This is a genomic window from Mesorhizobium sp. Pch-S (genome assembly GCF_004136315.1).
In the GTDB taxonomy this organism is placed as follows: Bacteria; Pseudomonadota; Alphaproteobacteria; order Rhizobiales; family Rhizobiaceae; genus Mesorhizobium.
Map to the genome: position 1 here is coordinate 5,428,230 of NZ_CP029562.1, position 20,027 is coordinate 5,448,256.

Genomic DNA, 20,027 nt, shown 5'->3' on the forward strand with positions numbered 1-20,027 from the left:
AAGTTCGATGAAATGAAACTGTCGCAAAACCCTGTCACAGGATAAATTGAGCCGGTTAACCGGTGTGACTCGCTGGAGAGAAAGGCGGACATGAACGAGCTCAAGCCGGTCCAGGCCGACTTCATCAATGTCGAAACGGCAAGCGTCGAGGGCGGAAATCCTGACCGCTTCGTCAATCGCGAGTTCTCCTGGCTGCAATTCAACCGCCGTGTGCTGGAGGAATCGCTCAACGCGCACCATCCGCTGCTCGAGCGCGTCCGCTTCCTGTCGATCTCCGCTGCCAATCTGGATGAGTTCTTCATGGTGCGTGTCGCCGGCCTTGCGGGGCAGGTACGCGAAGGCATCGTGCTGAAAAGCCCGGATGGGCGCACGCCGGAGCAGCAGCTCGAGCAGTTGCTGCGCGAAGTGGAGCGCCTGCAGGAGGATCAGCAGAAGAGCCTGTCGGCGTTGATGGCGCTGCTCAACAAGGAGGGCATCGAAACGGTCGCCGGCGATGTGCTGACCAAGGATGAAAGGATCTGGCTGGAGGAACATTTCCAGGAACAGGTCTTCCCGGTGCTGACGCCGCTGTCGATCGACCCTGCACACCCGTTCCCATTCATTCCCAATCTCGGCTTTTCGATCGCCCTGCAGCTGCGTCATCGCAAGAACGGTGAGACGATGAGCGCGCTGCTGCGTTTGCCGCAGGCCCTGAAACGCTACATCCGCCTGCCGGATCGCAAGGGCCATGTGCGTTTCATTCCGCTCGAGGCGGTGGTCGGCCTCTATATCGGCAAGCTTTTCCCGGGCTATGAGGTCACAGGTTCCGGCACGTTCCGCATCATCCGCGACAGCGATATCGAGGTGGAAGAGGAGTCCGAGGATCTCGTGCGGCTGTTCGAGACGGCGTTGAAGCGCCGCCGCCGCGGCTCGGTGATCCGTATCGAGTTCGACAATCTGATGCCGGAAGAGCTGCGCGAGTTCGTTGCGGGCGAACTTGGCGTCTCGTCGAGCCGGATCAGCGTTTTGACAGGGCCACTGGCGCTCAGCCAGATTTCCGAGATCGTCTCCATCGCCCGCGACGACCTGAAGTTCGTGCCATACAATCCGCGCTTTCCGGAACGCATCCGCGAACATGGCGGCGACTGTTTCGCCGCCATCCGCGAGAAGGACATCGTCGTCCATCACCCGTATGAATCATTCGACGTCGTGGTGCAGTTCCTGCGCCAGGCAGCGGCGGATCCTGAAGTCGTCGCCATCAAGCAGACACTCTATCGCACCTCCAACGACAGCCCGATCGTGCGCGCGCTGGCTGATGCCGCGGAGGCTGGCAAGTCGGTGACTGCGCTGGTCGAATTGAAGGCGCGTTTCGACGAGGAGGCCAACATCCGCTGGGCGCGCGACCTCGAGCGCGCCGGCGTGCAGGTCGTGTTCGGTTTCCTCGAACTGAAGACCCATGCCAAGATGTCACTGGTGGTGCGGCGTGAAGACGGCAGGCTGCGCAACTACGTGCACCTTGGCACGGGCAACTACCATCCGATCACGGCGCGCATCTATACCGATCTGTCCTTCTTCACGACCGACGCACGCATTGCCCGCGATGTCGCGCAGATCTTCAACTTCATCACCGGTTACGCCGAGCCGACCGGCGAGATGCGTCTTGCGCTGTCTCCCTACACGCTGCGCAGCCGCATCCTGGATCATATCAAGGAAGAGATCGAACACGCACACAATGGCAAACCAGCGCGCATCTGGATGAAGATGAACTCGCTGGTCGACCCGACCATCATCGACGCGCTCTACGATGCCAGCCGTGCAGGAGTGGAAATCGATCTCGTCGTGCGCGGCATCTGTTGTCTGAGGCCACAGGTTCCGGGACTTTCCGAGAACATCCGCGTGAAGTCGATCATCGGCCGCTTCCTCGAGCACAGCCGCATCTACTGCTTCGGCAACGGACATGGACTGCCGTCCGATGACGCCGTCGTCTACATCTCGTCGGCAGACCTGATGCCGCGCAACCTCGATCGTCGCGTCGAATGCATGGTGCCGATCACCAATCCAACTGTGCATGAGCAGATCCTTGGCCAGATCATGCTGGGCAACATCATGGACAACCAGCAAAGTTTCGAAGTATTGGCCGACGGTACCTCGCGGCGCCTTGTGCCTGATGAGGGCGAAGAGCCGTTCAACGCGCAGGAATATTTCATGACCAATCCTAGCCTGTCGGGACGGGGCGATGCCTTGAAGTCGCATGCGCCGAAGCGCATCGCGCAGTTCAAGCGCCGCAAGAAGGACATGGCCGGCTGATGATGGCCGCTTCCCAGGGGCGGCTGCAGGACCGCCGCCCGCTGTCGATCATCGATATCGGCTCGAACTCGATCCGCCTCGTCGTCTATGAGGGGCTGGCGCGCTCGCCGACCGTGCTGTTCAACGAGAAGATGCTGGCCGGCCTTGGTCGTGGCATCGTTTCGACGGGCAAGCTGGATCCCGAAGCGGTGACGCGCTCGATGGAGGAATTCCGCCGTTTCCGGGCTCTGTCCGAACAGGCCGGCGCGGAACGCATGTATGTGCTGGCCACTGCAGCCGCACGCGAGGCTGTCAACGGTCCGGATTTCATCCATCGCGCCGAACAGGTTCTCGGTACCGACATCCATGTGCTGAGCGGCCGCCAGGAAGCCTATTATTCGGCGCTCGGCGTCATTTCCGGCTTTCATCCGGCCAACGGCATCGCTGGCGACCTTGGCGGTGGCAGCCTGGAACTGATCGACATCAACGGGGAAGTGATCGGAGACGGCATCACGTTGCCGCTCGGTGGCCTGCGACTTCAGGACATGGCCAAGAATTCGCTGGCGCAAGCGACACGCATTGCCAAGACGCAGCTGGCCAAGGCCAAGCTGCTCAAGGGCGGCCAGGGCAGGGCCTTCTACGCCGTTGGCGGTACCTGGCGAAACCTGGCGCGTCTCCATATGGAGATGAACAACTATCCGCTTGGTGTCATGCATCACTATGAGATCGGCGTGGAAAGTGCGCTGGCTTTTCTCAGGCAGGTCGGCAAGGGTGACGTGGAAAAGGTCAAAGGCATCGAAGGTGTGTCGAAGAACCGCCGGTCGCTGCTGCCCTATGGCGCTATCGTGCTGCAGGAAATCCTCGGCGCGATGCAGCCATCGAAGATCGTCGTGTCGGCGATCGGCGTGCGCGAAGGCTATCTCTATTCGCTGCTCGACGAGGTCGAGCGCAAGGCCGATCCGCTGATCTCGGCGGCCGAGGAACTGGCCCGGCTGCGTTCGCGTTCGGTGACCCACGCGCACGAGCTGGTCGACTGGACCGGGAAGTCGTTCGAGGCGTTCGGGATCGAGGAAACCGTCGATGAGGCGCGCTATCGCCGGGCCGCCTGCCTGCTCGCCGATATCGGCTGGCGCGCGCATCCTGAATATCGTGGCCGCCAATCGCTCAACATCATCGCGCACGCCTCCTTCATCGGCGTCGACCATCCGGGCCGGGCATTCCTCGCCCTGGCCAATGCCTATCGCCATGACGGCGTGTTCAACGAGAGCATTGCGCCTGAGATCAAGGCACTGGCGACGCCACGCTACCTGGAGCGGGCGCGTATCCTGGCCGGCATGATGCGTGTCGTCTACCTGCTCACGGCATCGATGCCTGGCGTGATGCCGCGCCTGCGCTGGGAGAACCGTGGCAATGGCGCGCTCGCGCTGGTCATCCCGGCCGACCTTGCCGGTCTCTACGGAGAGCGTCCGGCGGGGCGTTTGGCGCAACTTGCCAAGATCACCAACCGCCGGCTCTTCCTGGCGGTGGATGGCGGCCCGAGCGTGAGCGCCAAGTAGCCGCGCCTAGCGCTTCAATGCGTCTATCGAATAACCACCTGCGCCCGCAGCGGCGAGTGCCAGGAAGCCGCCTGCAATGGCGATATCCTTCATCAGCATCTGTGTGTGCAGGAAAGCGAGTGTGGGATCATCACCCTGGCCATAATGGCCAAGATAACCGGCGACCAGACAAAATGCGCCAAGCAAGGCGGCGGTGATACGGGTTCGGAAGCCAGCCAGGATGGCAAGTCCGGCAATCAGCTCGAACAGACCGACTCCCCAGGCCGCAAGCTGCGGCGAGGGCAGGCCCAGACCGCTGAAATAACGCGTCGCACCGCCTATGTCGCCAAGCGTCTGGATACCGGCAGGTACAAACAAGGCTGCCAGCAAAAGCCGGGACAGAAGCAGAAGAAGATTGGTTTGCATGTCGTGCCTCCCATCAGAGGTGCCGCTGATGCAGTTTACATCGGTTGCAGGCATGCAGACACCAGATCAATTCCAGCGAGCGTGTCGCGGTTTGCGGGAAGACAAAAATGGAAACGTTCTGACAACGAAAAAGGGCGCGGAGTTCATCCACGCCCTTCGGTTTCTGCTTCGTGGATCGATTAGCCGCGACGGCCGTCGATCGAATAGGCGCCGGCGCCGATCAGCGCGAGCAACAGGAAGCCGCCGGTGATGGCGAGGTTCTTCTGCAGCATCAGCGGGTTGAGCGGCTGCGAGAAATCGAGATGCGCGGCTGCCGTTGCGCCGAGAACGAAGATGGCAAGGACAATCGCAGCGATGCGGGTTTGGAAGCCGACCAGGATGGCCAGGCCGCCGACCAGCTCCACCAGACCGACAACGACGGCGGTGACGGATGGAACCGGCAGACCAAGGCTGCCAAAGAAGCCAGCAGTGCCGGCCAGATCGGTTAGCTTCGCGTAACCGGCCAGAATGAACAGGATGGACAGGAAGATGCGGCTGACAAGAATGACAGCCGAAGCGTTTGAGGTAACGCCGGAAGTGGCGGATGAGTTGACGGACAAGGTACCCTCCAATGGCAAGCGTCCCCCCGGGAACGCAACACCATCAAGGTAGCGCAATTTCAGCGTTCACTAAAGACGGTTGTCCGGCAACACATCGTTCACAGGTTCGCGGTGTTATCCGGGGTGCGTCATGTCTTCCGGCTTGACGAGGCGGTCGAAGTCGGCGTCGCTGACATAGCCGCCGCCGACGGCCTCCTCGCGCAACGTGGTGCCGTTCTTGTGCGCGGTCTTGGCGATCTTGGCGGCATTGTCGTAGCCGATCGTCGGCGCCAGGGCTGTGACCAGCATGAGCGAGCGTTCGAGCGCCGCCTTGATGTTGTCCTCGCGAGCCTCGATGCCGACCACGCAGTTGTCGGTGAACGAGACTGCTGCGTCGGATAGCAGCTGCACCGACTGCAGGAAGTTGTAGGCCATCAGCGGATTGTAGACGTTGAGCTCGAAATGGCCCTGGCTACCGGCGAAGGTGAGGGCAGCATTGTTGCCGAACACCTGCACGCAGACCTGGGTCAGCGCTTCGCACTGGGTCGGATTGACCTTGCCGGGCATGATCGAGGATCCAGGCTCGTTTTCCGGCAAGGACAGCTCGCCCAGACCCGAGCGCGGGCCGGACCCGAGGAAACGGATGTCGTTGGCGATCTTGAACAGGGCCGCCGCGGTCGCGTTGATGGCACCGTGCGAGAACACCATGGAATCGTGGGCGGCGAGTGCCTCGAACTTGTTTGGAGCCGAGGTGAAGGCGATGCCGGTGATCTTGGCGATGTTTGTCGCGACCTTTTCGGCGAAGCCGATAGGGGCGTTGAGGCCGGTGCCGACAGCTGTGCCGCCCTGCGCAAGCTCCTGCAGGCCGGGCAGCGTCAGCTCGATGCGTTTGATGGAGGAGGCAACCTGAGCGGCGTAACCGCCGAACTCCTGGCCGAGCGTCAGCGGTGTGGCGTCCTGCGTATGGGTGCGGCCGATCTTGACGATGTGGTCAAAGGCTTTTGCCTTGGCATCGAGCGCGGCGTGCAGATGCTTCAGGGCCGGCAGAAGATCGTGCACGATGCGTTCGGCGCAGGCGATGTGCATCGCGGTTGGATAGGTGTCGTTCGACGACTGGCTCATGTTGACGTGATCGTTCGGGTGCACCGGCTTCTTGGAGCCCATCGTGCCACCGAGCAGTTCTATCGCCCGGTTCGAGATCACCTCATTGGCGTTCATGTTGGATTGCGTGCCCGAGCCCGTCTGCCAGACGACGAGCGGGAAATGATCATTGAGCTTGCCGTCGATCACTTCCTGCGCGGCTTCGATGATGGTCTTGCCAAGTGCAGGGTCGAGGCGGCCCAGTTCCATGTTGGCTTCCGCCGCGGCGCGTTTGACAATGCCGAGCGCCCTCACCACCGAAAGCGGCTGCTTTTCCCAGCCGATCTTGAAATTGCCGAGCGAACGCTGCGCCTGTGCACCCCAGTAGCGATCGCTGGCCACTTCGATCGGGCCGAACGTATCGGTTTCGGTTCTGGTCTTGTCAGCGCTCACGGCCTCACTCCAATCTGATATGGTGGCAAGGGCCTATCGCGTTGCACAATACGCTTCAAGCGAAGAATGCGCGGCATCCGAAACCAAATCGGTTGAAGCTGAACCGCGCATTCATGACGGGTGTTTTACAGCGGCGCTTCAAGCGGCAGAGGGCACTTCGGAGAGATCGAAATACACCGGCAGGCCACGCTCGCGCGCCAGACGGACGTCTTCGTCCGCGCCCTTCGAGGCGCCGGGCAGGCGCAGCACCGCATCGCAATGGCGCAGCAGGCGTTCGGCGACGGGATAGGCAAATTCATCATAAATCGGGTCGGACACGCCGGTCGATCCGGCCTGCTTTCCAAGCGGCAGTGCCACCCATTCCCCGATCATCGGGATGTGGCCGGCCCTGAACAGCGGTACCGCGACGCTTTCCAGGCGATCCAGATTGGCGGCCATCTTGTCGGGATCGTCATTGGTTCCTGAGCGATAAGGACCAGCGATGAGGATCAGCACTGGTTTTCCCCTTTCTGTCATGACAAATTCTGAATGTGCACGAGTAAAGAGTTTTTCATACATTTTCGTGCAGATTCGTGCAATATTATGAAATATCAGGCAGGTAAAAAATGCTGACCAGCCAACGCAAGCTACTGATCCTCGAGCTTCTGGAGCGTGACGGCGAGGTGGTGGCCAAACGGCTCAGCCAGGATCTGGCGATTTCCGAGGACACGATCCGGCGCGACCTGCGCGAACTCGCGGCTGAAGGTCTGTTGCAGCGCGTGCATGGCGGTGCGCTGCCGGCTTCGCCGACAACAGCGGCGCTGCCCGTCCGCAGGGGGATGGCTGTCGAGGCCAAGGCCACGCTCGGGCGCAAGGCCGCCGAAAGGATCGAACCCGGTCGAACAGTCATTTTCGACGGAGGCACCACCAATCTGGAGATCGTTCGCCACGTACCACGTGACCTTCGTTTCACCGCGATCACCCATAGTCCGGAGATCGCCGTCGCGCTGGAGGGGCATGCCGCCGAGATCGTTCTGATCGGCGGAAAACTGTTCCGGCATTCGATGGTTGCCGTCGGGGCGCTGGCAATTGAAGGAATTGCGCGCATTCGTGCCGACCTTTTGTTCCTCGGGGTAACCGGCGTGCACGCCGAGGAGGCACTGACGACGGGCGATATCGAGGAAGCGGCGATCAAACGCGCGTTGATCAGCCGGGCCGCCGAGACGGTTGTCCTGGCGACGACAGAAAAACTCGGGGCGGTGTCGCCTTGCCTTGTGGCTCCGCTCGAAGATGTCACGACGCTGATCGTCGCGAGGGATACGCCGGAGGCGATGACGGCACCGCTGGTGGCACGGGGGCTTGCGGTCGTCCGGGCATGAGGTCAGTCTTGTGCCAGCTGGACGAGAGTGTGGGCGGCATGCTGAAGTAAGCGCCATGGCCGGCCAGCTTCCATTCCCGATATCGCGCCGTGCACTGCTTGCCGGCATTGGAGCCGCGGGTGCAAACATGATCGCGCCTGGCCTTGTCCAAGGTCAGGCGGCTGCAGGCGTGCCGCCAGTCGATGCCACGTTCCTGTTCATCGCCGATATCCATGCCTGCCGCATGGCCAGCGGGCTCAGCCCCAATTGCCTGCAGGAGGGCAAGACCGATGCGGCGCTGCTGCGCCATATCGCGGCGCTGAACGGTATTGGAGACAAGTCATGGCCGGCCGAGATCAATGGTGTTGGCTCTGCTCTGCGCTCCGCCGGCAGCCGGATCGGTACGCCGCTGGGTATCATCGTCGGTGGTGACATGACCGATGATGGCGGCGGCCAGGTGACGCAACCAAGCGAAGGCACCCAACTGCTCCAGTTCAGCCAGCGCTACCAACAGGGTATCGGGCCGGATCGCGTGAACGTGCCGGTCTATGTCGGCCTCGGCAATCACGACCTCGACCAGAATGGGCCACCACCCCACGCCGACTGGTACCGACGTGAACTGCGCGACTATGTCGAGGTCAATCATCGTGCCGGAGTGTTCTTCAAGCCGCCGGTTTCGGTCGCCGACTATGATGTCGCCTCCGATTGCTACTCCTGGGACTGGGGCGGGCTGCATCTGGTGCAATTGCATCGCTTCGGGGGCGACACGGCGTTCGGCGCCGCAAGCAGCCTGCCATGGCTGAAACGCAACCTTGCGGCCAACGCAGCGGACGGAAGGCCCGTGGTGTTGTTCCAGCACTACGGTTGGGACAGTTTTTCACTCGAACGCTGGGATCCGCAGAAATCCACCTTCGATGACGACGGCTCCGGTGCGCCGCACTGGTGGAACGATGAGGATCGTGAAGCGCTGCTGGCGGCTATCAAAGGCTACAACGTCGTCGCCGTCTTTCACGGTCACCAGCACGAAACGCCGATGATCTATCAGCGGGACGGGCTGGATATCGTCAAGCCGAAGGCCAGCTTCATGGGCGGCTTCGCGCTGGTGAGGATCACCAATGCCGGCATGGATGTGGCGCTAGGCGAGGCGACTGATGACATTGGCAATGTGATGTTCACAAATGCGTTGGCGCGTCGTTGGCAAGGCTGAGGATCGATGACATTCCCGCCGCAGAAGGTCGAAAAATCTCGCCAATCCGTAAGGTGACGGGCAGGCGGCGGCGAGACATAGCCATTATGCCTGCTTCCTGAGCCAGCCTGCTCCGTTGGGCACAGTGGCTGCACACAAGGCTTTCTATGAAACAGGCAGGCTGCCTTGCCATGATAAGGACCGCAGCGCTCCATCATTTTATCATAAAGCCCTGCCACCTCATCGTCGCGCCGATGGCTGCGCGGTGATGGTTCCTTTGCGTGCCGGATCGCGACCAGCTGCGGCTTTCCAAACTGGGTCTGAACGCATGCGCATCCTTATGCTGGAGGACGACAAGAAAACGGCGGCCTTCGTCGCCAAGGGACTGAACGAGGCCGGGCATATCTGTGACCACCTGGCCGACGGCCGTGACGCACTGTTCCAGGCAACCCGCGAAGCCTATGACGTCTTCGTCGTCGATCGCATGACGCCGGGGCTCGACGGGCTTTCCGTCGTGAAATCGCTGCGTGCCGCGGGCGTCATGACGCCGGTGATTTTCCTGACCTCGGTAGGAGGGGTGGATGATCGGGTCGAGGGATTGCAGGCGGGTGCAGACGACTATCTGGTGAAACCCTTCGCCTTTTCTGAGCTTCTGGCGCGCCTGCAGGCGCTCGGTCGCCGTCCGCCGGTGCAGGAGCAGAAGACCGTGCTCAAGGTGGCTGACCTCGAAATGGATCTGGTCAAGCGTCATGTGGCGCGGCAGGGACAGTCCATCGAGCTGCAGCCGCGTGAGTTCCGGCTCCTGGAGGTTCTGATGCGCGGCGAGGGCAGGGTGATCACCCGCACCATGCTGCTGGAGCGGGTCTGGGACTTTCATTTCGATCCCAAGACCAGCGTGGTCGAAATCATGTCAGCCGTCTGCGCGCCAAGATCGACCGCCCCTTCACGGTGCCATTGCTCCATACCGTCCGGAACACCGGCTACAGCCTCTATGCGTCCCGTTGAAAGTCTGCTGCGCTCGACGCCATTCCGGCTGGCGCTGGCCTTCTCGGCCTTCGTTATTCTCGCCTTCCTGCTGACCGGTGGCATCGTCTACCAGACGATGAGCGCGAACCTTGATCGGCGTCTCGATGATTCCGTCCGGCAAGCCTATTCGATGATCGCGACGACCTATGCCGAGAGCGACGTCGACGACCTCATCATCGCTGTTAACAGCCACGCCGTCGGCAATGCGGGCAATGACCAGCTGATCTCCCTGACCGGCGCGCAAGGTGAGAGTCTGGCGGGTAACCTTTCAGCGATCGATCTGCCCGAGGGGTTTGCCATCGTGCCGGAAGGCACTCCGGGTTTCCCCGAGACAGCACCATACAGGGCCTATTCGGGCAAGGTCGGCTCGACCAACCTCACCGTCGCACAGAGTTTCAAGGAAACGGAAGAGCTGGAAAGCCTGCTGCTGGCGAGCTTTGTCTGGGCTGCTGCGATTGTCGCTGGCCTTGCCATTGCCGGTGGCGCATTCCTGGCATCCCGCGTGCAGCGCCGGCTGGATGCGATTGGCGATACGATGGTGGCCGTCTCGCAAGGCAAGCTCGAGGCCCGTATTCCGCAGCTCGGCCGCGATGACGACATCGATGGGGTCTCGATACAGATCAATGCTGCGCTCGACCGGCTCGGTTCGCTGGTGGAGGGCATGCGGCAAGTCAGCAGCGATATTGCTCATGACCTGAAAACACCGCTCAACCGCCTGCACATGATCCTTGACGGCGCTGCTGACAAGGCGGGCAAGCGGGTGGATGTTTCGCCGGATCTCGCCGAAGCCCGTGCAGAAAGCACGCAGATCAACGAGACGTTCGATGCATTGCTGCGGATCGCGCAGATCGAAGCGGGCGCACGCAGGGCACGTTTCGTTCAGCTCGACCTCACCGAGGTGGTGGCATCGGTTGCGGATATCTACGCCGAAGTCGCCAAGGATGACGGCAAGGTACTGCTTATCGAAAATTGCATAGCTGGCGATATGATCACCGGCGACCGCGAACTGCTGACCCAGCTCTTCGCCAACCTGATCGAAAACGCCATCCGCCACACCCCGGAAGGGACGCGGATCGAAATTTCAGCGAACCGACAGGCCGATAGTCTTGTCGCCGAGGTGCGCGACAACGGCCCGGGCATCCCCAGTGAAGAGCAGGAGAAGGTTTTTCGGCGCCTCTACCGGCTGGACAAGAGCCGCTCGACACCGGGAACCGGCCTGGGACTGAGCCTGGTCAAGGCAATCGCTGACCTGCACGGCGCCGCCGTTTCGATGCAGCCGCGCAATCCGGGCATTGCTGCAGTCGTTGTCTTCCCGATCCTGACGGGTCAGCTTTCGGCCCGATGATCCGCCAGAACGGCATCGATGACCCGTTCAGACAAACGGATCTCCTCGGCGCTTCGGCTGATCTGACCCGAAACCGTGATCATCGCCTTCCACAAGGTCCAGGCGCGGCCGCGCGCCCAGGTGCCGGTGTCGAGTGGCAGGGCCTGGCGGAAGGCACGACGGCTTCCGTTTTGAAACAGCGTCCACGCAATCGCCAGGTCGCAGGCGGGATCGCCAACCGCTGAACTGCCGAAGTCGATGACCGCGCAAAGGTTGCCATCCTTCACCAGGAGGTTGCCCCATGCAATGTCGCCATGCACCCAGACCGGCGCATGTCGCCACCGCGTAGCGAGGGCCTCTTCCCAGAGCGTACGTGCCGTCTTCGTGTCGATCCGGCCGTCAAGCAGGCGAAAGGCCTCGCGGGTCTGGTCGTCATAGACGGCAAGGGAGCCGCCGCGGAAGTAGTTCTGCGGTCCGGCTGCCGGTCCGTCGATGGCGTCGATGCGATGGAGTGCCGTCAGGAAGCCGGCCAGGTCAACGGCGAACTCGTCGAGGTCGCCGATGCGCCCGTCCGTCGCCGTCTCGCCTTCCAACCAGCCATAGACAGACCATGGCCAGGGATAGCCTTCGCCAGGCTCGCCCAGGGCGAGGGGTGCCGGGATCGGCAAGGGCAGGTGCGATGCCAGCTTCGGCAGCCAATGCTGTTCCCTTGCCACTTGCGCGGCATAGCCGACGGCGCTCGGCAGGCGCACGCTCATTTCATCGCCCAGCAGGAAGGTGCGGTTGTCCCAGCCGCCGGGTTCGACCTTGCGGATCGGCAGATGCGCCCACTGTGGAAACTGCGTGCCGATCAGCCGCCGTACCAGCGTCGTATCAATCTCGACCGTGATCTCGGATGTCTCCGACAAGGCTAGCCTCGATGCGTGTTGGGACCTTCGCAGAAGAAGAAAGGGCGACATTTCTGCCGCCCTTTCCCGGATGTTGCCTGAGAAGGGTAGCCGTAGACGGACTTCGTTAAAAAACCATGTCGTTGCCGGGACTTACCAGCGGATCGTGAAAATTGTCCCGATGTCGGGAATGCCGAAAATCCGTGATTGAAACGACCGTGTCAAAGAAAAAGGGCGGCATTGCTGCCGCCCTTCACAAGCTTGAGCCGGTTGGCCGGACTTAGAAGTCCATGCCGCCCATGCCGCCCATGCCGCCAGGCATGGCCGGGGCCGGAGCGTCCTTCTTCGGAGCTTCGGCGATCATGGCCTCGGTGGTGACCAGCAGGCCTGCAACCGAAGCGGCGTCCTGCAGGGCGGTACGGACCACCTTGACCGGATCGACGATACCAAAGGCGATCATGTCGCCGTATTCGCCGGTCTGAGCGTTGTAGCCGTAGGTCGCGCCCTTGTTCTCGAGCACCTTGCCGGCGACGATCGAAGCTTCAGCGCCTGCGTTCGAGGCGATCTGACGGATCGGAGCCTGAAGGGCACGACGGACGATCGCGATGCCAGCAGCCTGGTCGGCATTGATGCCGGCCGACTTGATGGCCTGGGTGGCGCGCAGCAGGGCGACGCCGCCGCCAGCAACGATGCCTTCTTCCACCGCAGCGCGGGTGGCGTTCAGAGCGTCGTCAACGCGGTCCTTCTTTTCCTTCACTTCCACTTCGGTCGCACCGCCGACGCGGATAACGGCAACGCCGCCAGCCAGCTTGGCGAGACGCTCCTGGAGCTTCTCACGGTCGTAGTCCGAAGTGGTCTCTTCGATCTGCTGCTTGATCTGGGCAACACGGCCCTGAATCTCGGCCTTCTTGCCGGCGCCGTCGACGATCGTGGTGTTCTCCTTCTCGATGCGGACCTTCTTGGCCCGGCCGAGCATGTTGAGCGTCACGCTTTCAAGCTTGATGCCGAGGTCTTCCGAGATGACCTGGCCACCGGTGAGGATAGCGATGTCTTCCAGCATGGCCTTACGGCGATCGCCGAAGCCCGGAGCCTTGACGGCAGCGATCTTCAGGCCGCCACGCAGCTTGTTGACGACCAGCGTGGCCAGAGCCTCGCCTTCGACGTCTTCCGAGATGATGAGGAGCGGCTTGGAGGTCTGCACGACGGCTTCGAGAACCGGGAGCATGGCCTGGAGGTTGGACAGCTTCTTCTCGTGCAGGAGGATGTAAGCGTCCTCAAGCTCGGCGATCATCTTGTCCGGGTTGGTGATGAAGTAGGGCGACAGGTAGCCGCGGTCGAACTGCATGCCTTCGACGACTTCCAGCTCGGTCTCGGCGGTCTTGGCTTCTTCAACCGTGATGACGCCTTCGTTGCCGACCTTCTGCATCGCCTCGGCGATCATCTTGCCGACCGACTCGTCGCCGTTGGCCGAGATGGTGCCGACCTGCGCGACTTCCTCGGAGGTCTTGATCTTCTTCGAAGCCTTGCCGAGGGCGGCAACGACTTCAACCACGGCGAGGTCGATACCACGCTTCAGGTCCATCGGGTTCATGCCGGCGGCAACCGACTTGGCGCCTTCCTGCACGATCGCCTGGGCGAGAACCGTTGCGGTCGTGGTGCCGTCGCCGGCGATGTCGTTGGTCTTCGAAGCGACTTCGCGGACCATCTGGGCGCCCATGTTCTCGAACTTGTCCTCAAGCTCGATTTCCTTGGCGACGGTGACGCCGTCCTTGGTGATGCGCGGGGCGCCGAACGACTTGTCGATGACGACGTTGCGGCCCTTCGGGCCGAGGGTGACCTTCACCGCGTCGGCGAGGATGTTGACGCCGCGCAGCATGCGCTCGCGGGCATCACGGGAGAATTTTACTTCTTTAGCAGCCATTTTTTACTCCTGGGCTTAAGCGCCCGAAATCAAGATTGGATGGTGCGGATGAACGGCGGATGATCAGCCGATGATGCCCATGATGTCGGATTCCTTCATGATCAGAAGGTCTTCACCATTGAGCTTCACTTCGGTGCCCGACCACTTGCCGAACAGGACGCGGTCGCCAGCCTTGACATCCAGCGGAACCAGCTTGCCGGCCTCGTCACGAGCGCCCGAGCCGACGGCGATGACTTCGCCTTCCTGCGGCTTTTCCTTGGCGGTGTCCGGGATGATGATCCCGCCAGCCGTCTTTTCTTCGGATTCAACCCGGCGAACGACCACGCGGTCATGAAGCGGGCGGAACTTCGACTTTGCCATTTGATTTCCTCGGTGCGAAAGGTGAGAAAGAATTTCCTCCGTCCGGCCCTGCCGGACCTTCGGTTAGCACTCTCTGTGGGTGAGTGCTAACGTGGCGGTGAGATAATCCCGCCCATGGTGAGAGTCAAGGTGCAGCGCGGCATCTGGCCGCATGAAATTGGCGTTTTATCCTGGCTGCTCCAGTCTCTGGAGGATGCTCTCCGGCCACACCGATCCTGCTGGGGCAAAATATGCTAATCTCACGGCATCCATGAACGGCGGGTGATGGCCATGCTCAAAGCGGACCAGGTCTTCGCGGGCTCTATACCCGAGAACTATGATCGCCATATGGTGCCATTGATTTTCGAGCCATATGCCGGGGATCTTGCGCGACGCGTTGTTTCCTTCTCGCCCGGCGCCGTTCTGGAAATCGCTGCCGGTACCGGAGTGGTCACCCGCGCGTTGGCGCCACGATTGTCTCCTGACGCAAAATATGTGGTGACCGACCTCAATCAGCCGATGCTGGACTACGCTGCCTCCAGGCAGGAGCCAGACCACCGTGTCACATGGCGGCAGGCAGATGCTCTGGCGCTGCCCTTCGAGGATGCCGCCTTCGATCTCGTTTGCTGTCAGTTCGGGGCGATGTTCTTTCCCGACCGCGTGGCGGCCTATGGCGAAGCGAAACGGGTGCTAAAGCCCGGCGGGCATTTCCTGTTCAGCGTATGGGATCGCATCGAGGAGAATGTCCTGGCAAATGAAGTGACGAATGCTCTCGCTGAAGTCTTTCCAAACGATCCGCCGCGTTTCCTGGCACGCACGCCGCACGGCTATCACGACAGGGAACTGATCCGTAGCGACGTGGAGAACGCAGGGTTTTCTCACATCGAGATCGATACGAGGGCAGAACAGAGCCGCGCATCCTCGCCGATGCTACCGGCTGTCGCCTACTGCAAGGGCACCGTGCTGAGGACCGAGATCGAGGCCAGGGATGCGGGAAAACTGGATGCTGCGACCGACTATGTCGCAAGGGCAATTGCGGAAAAACACGGGCAGGGTGAGATCGTCGCAAAGATCCAGGCCCACATCATTTTAGCCATGGCCTGATTCCCGGTATTTCAGTTCCGAGGGGCGTGCCCAAAAGCGAGGCACGATCAGGGCATGTCCGTCTTCCGCGGAAACATACTTTTTCCTGGAATTGCCCTAGTCGAAAAATGTGCGCAACTGGCCATGGATGATCGACTTGTAGTCTTCGATCGTGCGTTGTCCCGCCGCCTTGTCCTGCGTCAGCGCCAGCCGAACGACGCCACCCGCAAGCTGAAAGAACAGGAACACCAGGCGCCGAAATGCCTCGCGCCGCTCCGGCTTCAGCAGGTGCACGAGCTGGTCGCAGAAGACATCGGCCTGATGATGCGTTTCGGCGATGTCGAGGTTCTGCAGTGCCTTGTCGGCCTGGATGGCGTTTTGGAGGTCCTGGATGGCCGGGTCTCCGGCAACGCGTTCGTAATAGTCGTCGAGCATCCTGTCTGAAGCCGCGATCATGCTCTCCAGCCCGTCGATGTCTGCCGCAATCTCCTGCTGTCGCGCTCGCGTCACCTCGGAGAAGCGCTCATAAAGCGTGGCCAGGATCGCCGATTTGTTCGGGAAGTAGTGATAGACGGTGGCAATCGGTCCGCCGGCCAGCGCGCCAACTTCCTTCATGGTAACGGCGTCGATGCCTTTTTCGCCGATCAGTCGCTTGGCTGTGGCCAGGATGGCATCGATGCGCTCCCGGCTGCGCTCCTGTTTCGGTCGCCGGCGCAACTGTGATCCGGCGGCTGTACGCTTGGCCTGTTTCATGAGCCGGCTGTCCACACTTTCATGGGGTCCTCGTCACCAGATCCGCATTGACAAGAAAGATGATTATGTATCAGTTTTCAAGATGCTGATTGATTGTCAGCTTTTGGCTTGAGGCAACGGACGTTGGGAGGCGCCTGTGGACTCGACGAATTCCGCGCATGCTGGAGATGGAGACTGGCTGGTCGGCAATCCGACACCACGGCAGCTCGCCGCAGCTTTGTGGACCGGCTCGGTGGGCTTGCTTGTCCTTGGGCTGCAGCCGGTTCTGCTCGGCGCGCTGTTCACGCAGGGCCATGTCAGCGGTGATGAACTGGCCCTGGTGGCAACCGCGGAGCTGGTCTCCATAGGTATCGGTTCGGCCGTCGTGGCAATGGCGCTTCCGGCGCGCAACATGCGCGGGAAGAGCGCGATCCTGCTCTTGCTCCTGGCCCTGGCCAATGTGTGGACAGCCTATGTGGGGAGCGCAAACATGCTGATCGCTGCCCGTGCCTTGGCCGGCCTTGCCGAGGGGGGGCTGGTGGCGGTGGCGACCGAACTGATCGCACGCTCGCGCAGAGCGGAACGCATCGGCGGTTATTTCGTGTCGCTGCAGACCCTGGCTCAGTGCATCCTGGCGCTGTTGCTGGCACTCGCGGTGATCCCGGCCTACGGCGCAAGCGGCGGGTTCGTCACGCTGGCCGTGGTGTGTGTGCTGTCGCTCGCGGTCGCACGTGCGGTGCCGGATGACTATACGGACCTGCCGAAAGACGAGCGTTTCTCGAATGTGCTGACGCCTGGCGCCATCACCGCACTGCTTTCCATCTTCTGTTATTTCATGTTCTTCGGTTCGGTCTGGGCCTTCCTGGAACCACTCGGCGAGCAATATGGCATTGACGGCCGAACGGTCGGCCTGATCGTCTCGGCAAGCCTCGCTGCGCAGATCCTCGGTGCGATGACGGCAACCGTCTTCGAGGCGCGCATCGACTATCGGCTGGCCATAACAGGGGTGGGCATCGTTGCCGTGCTTGCATGCATGGTTCTGGCCGGCGGGCCGGCGTTGACCACCTTCTGGGTAGCCGCACTGACCATGGGTTTCATCCTGCTCTTCATCGTTCCCTATCAGATCCGGTTGGCGATCACTTCCGACGAGACGCGCACGGCAGCGCTGCTGGTGCCTGCGGCGCAACTGTTCGGGCTGGCACTGGGCCCGGTCGCTGCTTCATTGCTCATCGATGAAGGCGATTTCCGCGCCGTGCCGGAGTTCGCGGCGGCCAGCGTCATCGCCTCCGTCGCCCTGCTTGGCCTTTTTGTCGCCCTGTCACGCCACCGCGCGGCTGCCTGAAGCGAGGATAGTTTATGACCAACGCCATGCGCTGGACGAACTGGTCGGGCTTTGTCGCAGGCTCGCCGCAGCAGATATTGACCCCGGATAGCCTCGACGGCGTCGTCGAGGCGGTGAAGACCGCCCCAGGTCCACTGCGTGTCGTCGGGGCAGGACATTCCTTCACGCCGCTGGCGAGGACGGACGGCACGATGCTGTCGCTGGAGAAGTTCGAAGGGCTGGTTTCGCATGACGAAGCCGCCGCTGTCGCACGCGTCCGAGCCGGTACCAGGCTCGGCTCGCTGATGCAGCTGCTGCAGGAGGTCGGACAGGGTCTGCCCAATATGGGCGACATCGACAAGCAGGCAATCGGTGGTGCACTCGGAACCGCGACGCACGGATCGGGGCGGGTGCTTGGTGCCTATCATACGCAGCTCCAGGCGACACAGTTCGTCGATGGGCGAGGCGGGCTGCGCGAACTCACGTTGGAGATGGATCGCGACTTGATCCACGCCACGGGGGTGGCGCTTGGAAGTTTCGGCGTGTTGACGGAAGTCACGTTGAAGAACATCCCGACCTACAGGCTGCACCGGCGCAAATGGGTGCTGCCGATCAAGGAAATGCTGGCGCAATTCGAGCCGATGATGGGCGCGCATCGGTCCGCCGAATTCTACTATGTTCCCTTTTCCGGCCATGCCCAGTTCATTGCCAGCGACCTTTCCGACACACCGGTGAGTCCAAGGCCGCCGGAAGAGGATGAGGCGGGTCTGGCCACGCTGCGCAAGCTGCGCACGGCGCTGCGCCGGGCACCCTGGCTGCGCGGATTGATCATCCGCTCCGTCATGGCCAGGCTGCCGGCGGAGGACTACGTGCAGGATTGGCTCAACGTCTACGCCAGCGATCGCCGCACCCGCTTCAACGAAATGGAGTATCATCTGCCTTTCGAGGAAGGTCCCAGGGCCCTGGCCGAAATCATCGAGCTGACAGAAAAGCGCTTTCCGGAGGTCTATTTCCCGATGGAGGTCCGCTCTGTCGCAGCCGACGAATTCTGGCTGAGTCCTTTCTACCGGCGACCGACCTGCTCGATTGCGATCCATCACGACGCGGCCAATGATCCGCTGCCGTTCATGCGCGCGGCGGAGCCGATTTTCCGCAGATATGGCGGGCGCCCGCATTGGGGAAAGATGCACAGCCTGAAGGCCACGGATTTCGAGACGCTCTATCCGCGCTGGAGGGACGCGATGGATGTGCGGCGCGACATCGATCCGCAAGGTCGTTTCGTTTCGCCCTATATGGCAGACCTGTTCGGTTTGAAGTGATGGACGGCTATTTTCAAACCATGACGGTGGCGTTGCGCGAGGCCGGCCTGTTCAAGCCTTGCCTTGTGCTGGATCGCGACCGGCTCGACGGCAATGTTTCGTTGACCCGGCAGAAGCTGGCTCCTGAATTTGCACTTCGGCTGGTCGACAAGTCGCTGGCCTGCCTGCCGCTGCTTTCCCGCATTGCCGATACCTTGGGCGCGTCACGGTTCATGACCTTCCACCTGCCGATCAGTGAGGCGGTTCTCAGGGCTTTTCCGAAGGCGGATCTGCTGTTCGGCAAGCCGATGCCGGTCGAAGCGGCCCGGCGGGTTCTGGCGTGCAAGCACGATGACTGGAGGCGTGTCTGCTGGTTGATCGATACGGAAGCGCGGCTCGAGCAGTACATGGTGATGGCCGAGGCGCTGGGCTGTGAGCTGCGCATCGCCTTCGAGGTTGATATCGGCCTGCATCGCGGCGGCATTGCCGAACCGGCGGCGCTGGCGCACGCGCTGCAGCGGGTACGACAGCATCCCCTGCTGCGTTGCGAAGGCATCATGGGTTACGAGGCGCACGCGCCGCATATTCCGGATCTGTTCGGCGGGCCGGAAAAAGCGTTGGCGCAGTCGGTCGCCGCATTCCAGGCTTTCGTCTCCTGCCTGGGGCCGGACGAGCGGCAGATTCTGAACATCGGCGGCTCGAAAACCGCGTTGCTGCATGGGGCGCGGACGCAGGCCAACGAAGTGTCGATCGGTTCGGCGTTCGTGCTGCCGAGCGACTTCGATACCGCTGGTCTCACCGGCTTCCAGCCGGCGGCGTTCATCGCGACGCCGGTGCTGAAGGTGGTGGAGGCGCAACTGCCAGGCCCGGCTTTCGTCGGCCGGGCGTTGCAGATGCTTGGCCGGTTCCCACGCCGAGGCTGCTACATCTATGGCGGCAAGTGGATGGCGAAGCCGGTCTTTCCCGAAGGAGCATGGGAGGAGGCGACACTTGGCCAGTCCTCCAATCAGCAGTTCATGGCACTGCCAGCCGATGCGACGCTTCAACCGGACGATTTCTTCTTTCTGCGTCCCACGCAGTCCGAATTCGTCTTGCAACAGTTCGGCACCATCGCGGTGTTTTCGCAAGGACATATCATCGAACACTGGCCGGTCTTGCCGTTGGGCTGACGCGTCGCTGTGAAAAGCCCTTGGGAGGGCTTGATCGTTGCTTCAGGCATCCATATATTTGACTTAG

At 61.8% G+C, this 20,027-nt stretch carries 17 protein-coding genes and 1 pseudogene; 10 read left to right on the top strand and 8 right to left on the bottom strand.

The features are described 5' to 3' along the window. Window positions 1-90 precede the first annotated feature (90 nt). Together C1M53_RS25375 and ppx are read left to right on the top strand one after the other, a co-directional pair. A complete protein-coding gene (locus C1M53_RS25375; RefSeq protein ID WP_129414747.1) occupies window positions 91-2,286 on the top strand; it encodes an RNA degradosome polyphosphate kinase in 2,196 nt (731 codons plus the stop codon). Continuing rightward, the gene (ppx, locus tag C1M53_RS25380; protein ID WP_129414748.1) at window positions 2,286-3,821 is read left to right on the top strand and encodes an exopolyphosphatase; all 1,536 of its coding nucleotides are present in this window, start codon (window positions 2,286-2,288) and stop codon (window positions 3,819-3,821) included. Before C1M53_RS25375 ends, ppx begins: the two co-directional genes overlap by 1 nt. A 6-nt stretch (window positions 3,822-3,827) precedes the next feature. Here the strand turns inward: ppx and C1M53_RS25385 are convergent, their stop codons facing one another. From C1M53_RS25385 to C1M53_RS25400, 4 genes are all read right to left on the bottom strand, one after another. Continuing rightward, a complete protein-coding gene (locus C1M53_RS25385) occupies window positions 3,828-4,226 on the bottom strand; it encodes a DoxX family protein (protein WP_129414749.1) in 399 nt (132 codons plus the stop codon). A 179-nt stretch (window positions 4,227-4,405) separates the two neighbouring features. After that, complete coding sequence (locus C1M53_RS25390) at window positions 4,406-4,825, bottom strand: DoxX family protein (RefSeq protein ID WP_129414750.1); 420 nt, start codon at window positions 4,823-4,825, stop codon at window positions 4,406-4,408. 114 nt (window positions 4,826-4,939) lie between these two features. Then, window positions 4,940-6,337 carry a class II fumarate hydratase gene (gene fumC, locus C1M53_RS25395; protein WP_129414751.1) on the bottom strand — a complete coding sequence of 466 codons (1,398 nt, stop codon included), beginning with the start codon at window positions 6,335-6,337 and terminating at the stop codon, window positions 4,940-4,942. Window positions 6,338-6,475: 138 nt separating this feature from the next. Further along, the gene (locus C1M53_RS25400) at window positions 6,476-6,832 is read right to left on the bottom strand and encodes a DUF4406 domain-containing protein (RefSeq protein ID WP_129414752.1); all 357 of its coding nucleotides are present in this window, start codon (window positions 6,830-6,832) and stop codon (window positions 6,476-6,478) included. A 110-nt stretch (window positions 6,833-6,942) separates the two neighbouring features. Here C1M53_RS25400 and C1M53_RS25405 point away from each other — a divergent pair, with 110 nt between their 5' ends. The 4 genes and pseudogenes from C1M53_RS25405 (at window position 6,943) to C1M53_RS32565 (ending at window position 11,231) form a co-directional block, all read left to right on the top strand. Then, window positions 6,943-7,695 carry a DeoR/GlpR family DNA-binding transcription regulator gene (locus tag C1M53_RS25405; protein WP_129414753.1) on the top strand — a complete coding sequence of 251 codons (753 nt, stop codon included), beginning with the start codon at window positions 6,943-6,945 and terminating at the stop codon, window positions 7,693-7,695. 55 nt (window positions 7,696-7,750) lie between these two features. Then, window positions 7,751-8,881 carry a metallophosphoesterase gene (locus C1M53_RS25410; protein WP_129414754.1) on the top strand — a complete coding sequence of 377 codons (1,131 nt, stop codon included), beginning with the start codon at window positions 7,751-7,753 and terminating at the stop codon, window positions 8,879-8,881. Window positions 8,882-9,188: 307 nt separating this feature from the next. Continuing rightward, window positions 9,189-9,865, top strand: a pseudogene (locus C1M53_RS25415) (winged helix-turn-helix domain-containing protein). 151 nt (window positions 9,866-10,016) lie between these two features. Further along, window positions 10,017-11,231: a HAMP domain-containing sensor histidine kinase gene (locus tag C1M53_RS32565; protein WP_348630060.1), complete on the top strand. Its 1,215-nt coding sequence runs from the start codon at window positions 10,017-10,019 to the stop codon at window positions 11,229-11,231. Here C1M53_RS32565 and C1M53_RS25425 read toward each other — a convergent pair. The 3 genes from C1M53_RS25425 to groES all read right to left on the bottom strand — a co-directional run bounded on the left by C1M53_RS25425 (window position 11,213) and on the right by groES (window position 14,378). Beyond that, window positions 11,213-12,169 (bottom strand): aminoglycoside phosphotransferase family protein, encoded by a 957-nt coding sequence (locus C1M53_RS25425; protein ID WP_129414756.1) that lies wholly within the window; start codon window positions 12,167-12,169, stop codon window positions 11,213-11,215. The two genes, C1M53_RS32565 and C1M53_RS25425, sit on opposite strands and share 19 nt — an antisense overlap. A gap of 208 nt (window positions 12,170-12,377) precedes the next feature. Continuing rightward, complete coding sequence (groL, locus tag C1M53_RS25430) at window positions 12,378-14,018, bottom strand: chaperonin GroEL (protein ID WP_129414757.1); 1,641 nt, start codon at window positions 14,016-14,018, stop codon at window positions 12,378-12,380. Window positions 14,019-14,081: 63 nt separating this feature from the next. After that, window positions 14,082-14,378, bottom strand: a complete 297-nt coding sequence (gene groES, locus C1M53_RS25435; protein ID WP_019173599.1) for a co-chaperone GroES — start codon at window positions 14,376-14,378, stop codon at window positions 14,082-14,084. Between the two features lie 270 nt (window positions 14,379-14,648). Here groES and C1M53_RS25440 point away from each other — a divergent pair, with 270 nt between their 5' ends. Then, window positions 14,649-15,461 (top strand): class I SAM-dependent methyltransferase, encoded by an 813-nt coding sequence (locus C1M53_RS25440; protein ID WP_129414758.1) that lies wholly within the window; start codon window positions 14,649-14,651, stop codon window positions 15,459-15,461. 96 nt (window positions 15,462-15,557) lie between these two features. On the opposite strand, the gene C1M53_RS25445 is transcribed toward C1M53_RS25440, so the two are convergent. Continuing rightward, window positions 15,558-16,193 carry a TetR/AcrR family transcriptional regulator gene (locus tag C1M53_RS25445; protein ID WP_129414759.1) on the bottom strand — a complete coding sequence of 212 codons (636 nt, stop codon included), beginning with the start codon at window positions 16,191-16,193 and terminating at the stop codon, window positions 15,558-15,560. Between the two features lie 136 nt (window positions 16,194-16,329). On the opposite strand from C1M53_RS25445, the gene C1M53_RS25450 reads away from it, so the two are divergent. The 3 genes from C1M53_RS25450 to C1M53_RS25460 are packed head-to-tail and all read left to right on the top strand — an operon-like array spanning window position 16,330 to window position 19,960. Continuing rightward, window positions 16,330-17,514, top strand: coding sequence for an MFS transporter (locus tag C1M53_RS25450; protein ID WP_129414760.1), 1,185 nt, complete (start codon window positions 16,330-16,332; stop codon window positions 17,512-17,514). 14 nt (window positions 17,515-17,528) lie between these two features. Next, window positions 17,529-18,812: a D-arabinono-1,4-lactone oxidase gene (locus C1M53_RS25455; RefSeq protein ID WP_129414761.1), complete on the top strand. Its 1,284-nt coding sequence runs from the start codon at window positions 17,529-17,531 to the stop codon at window positions 18,810-18,812. Then, window positions 18,812-19,960 carry an alanine racemase gene (locus C1M53_RS25460; RefSeq protein ID WP_129414762.1) on the top strand — a complete coding sequence of 383 codons (1,149 nt, stop codon included), beginning with the start codon at window positions 18,812-18,814 and terminating at the stop codon, window positions 19,958-19,960. The genes C1M53_RS25455 and C1M53_RS25460 overlap by 1 nt, the downstream gene beginning before the upstream one ends. The last annotated feature ends 67 nt before the right edge of the window (window positions 19,961-20,027 follow it).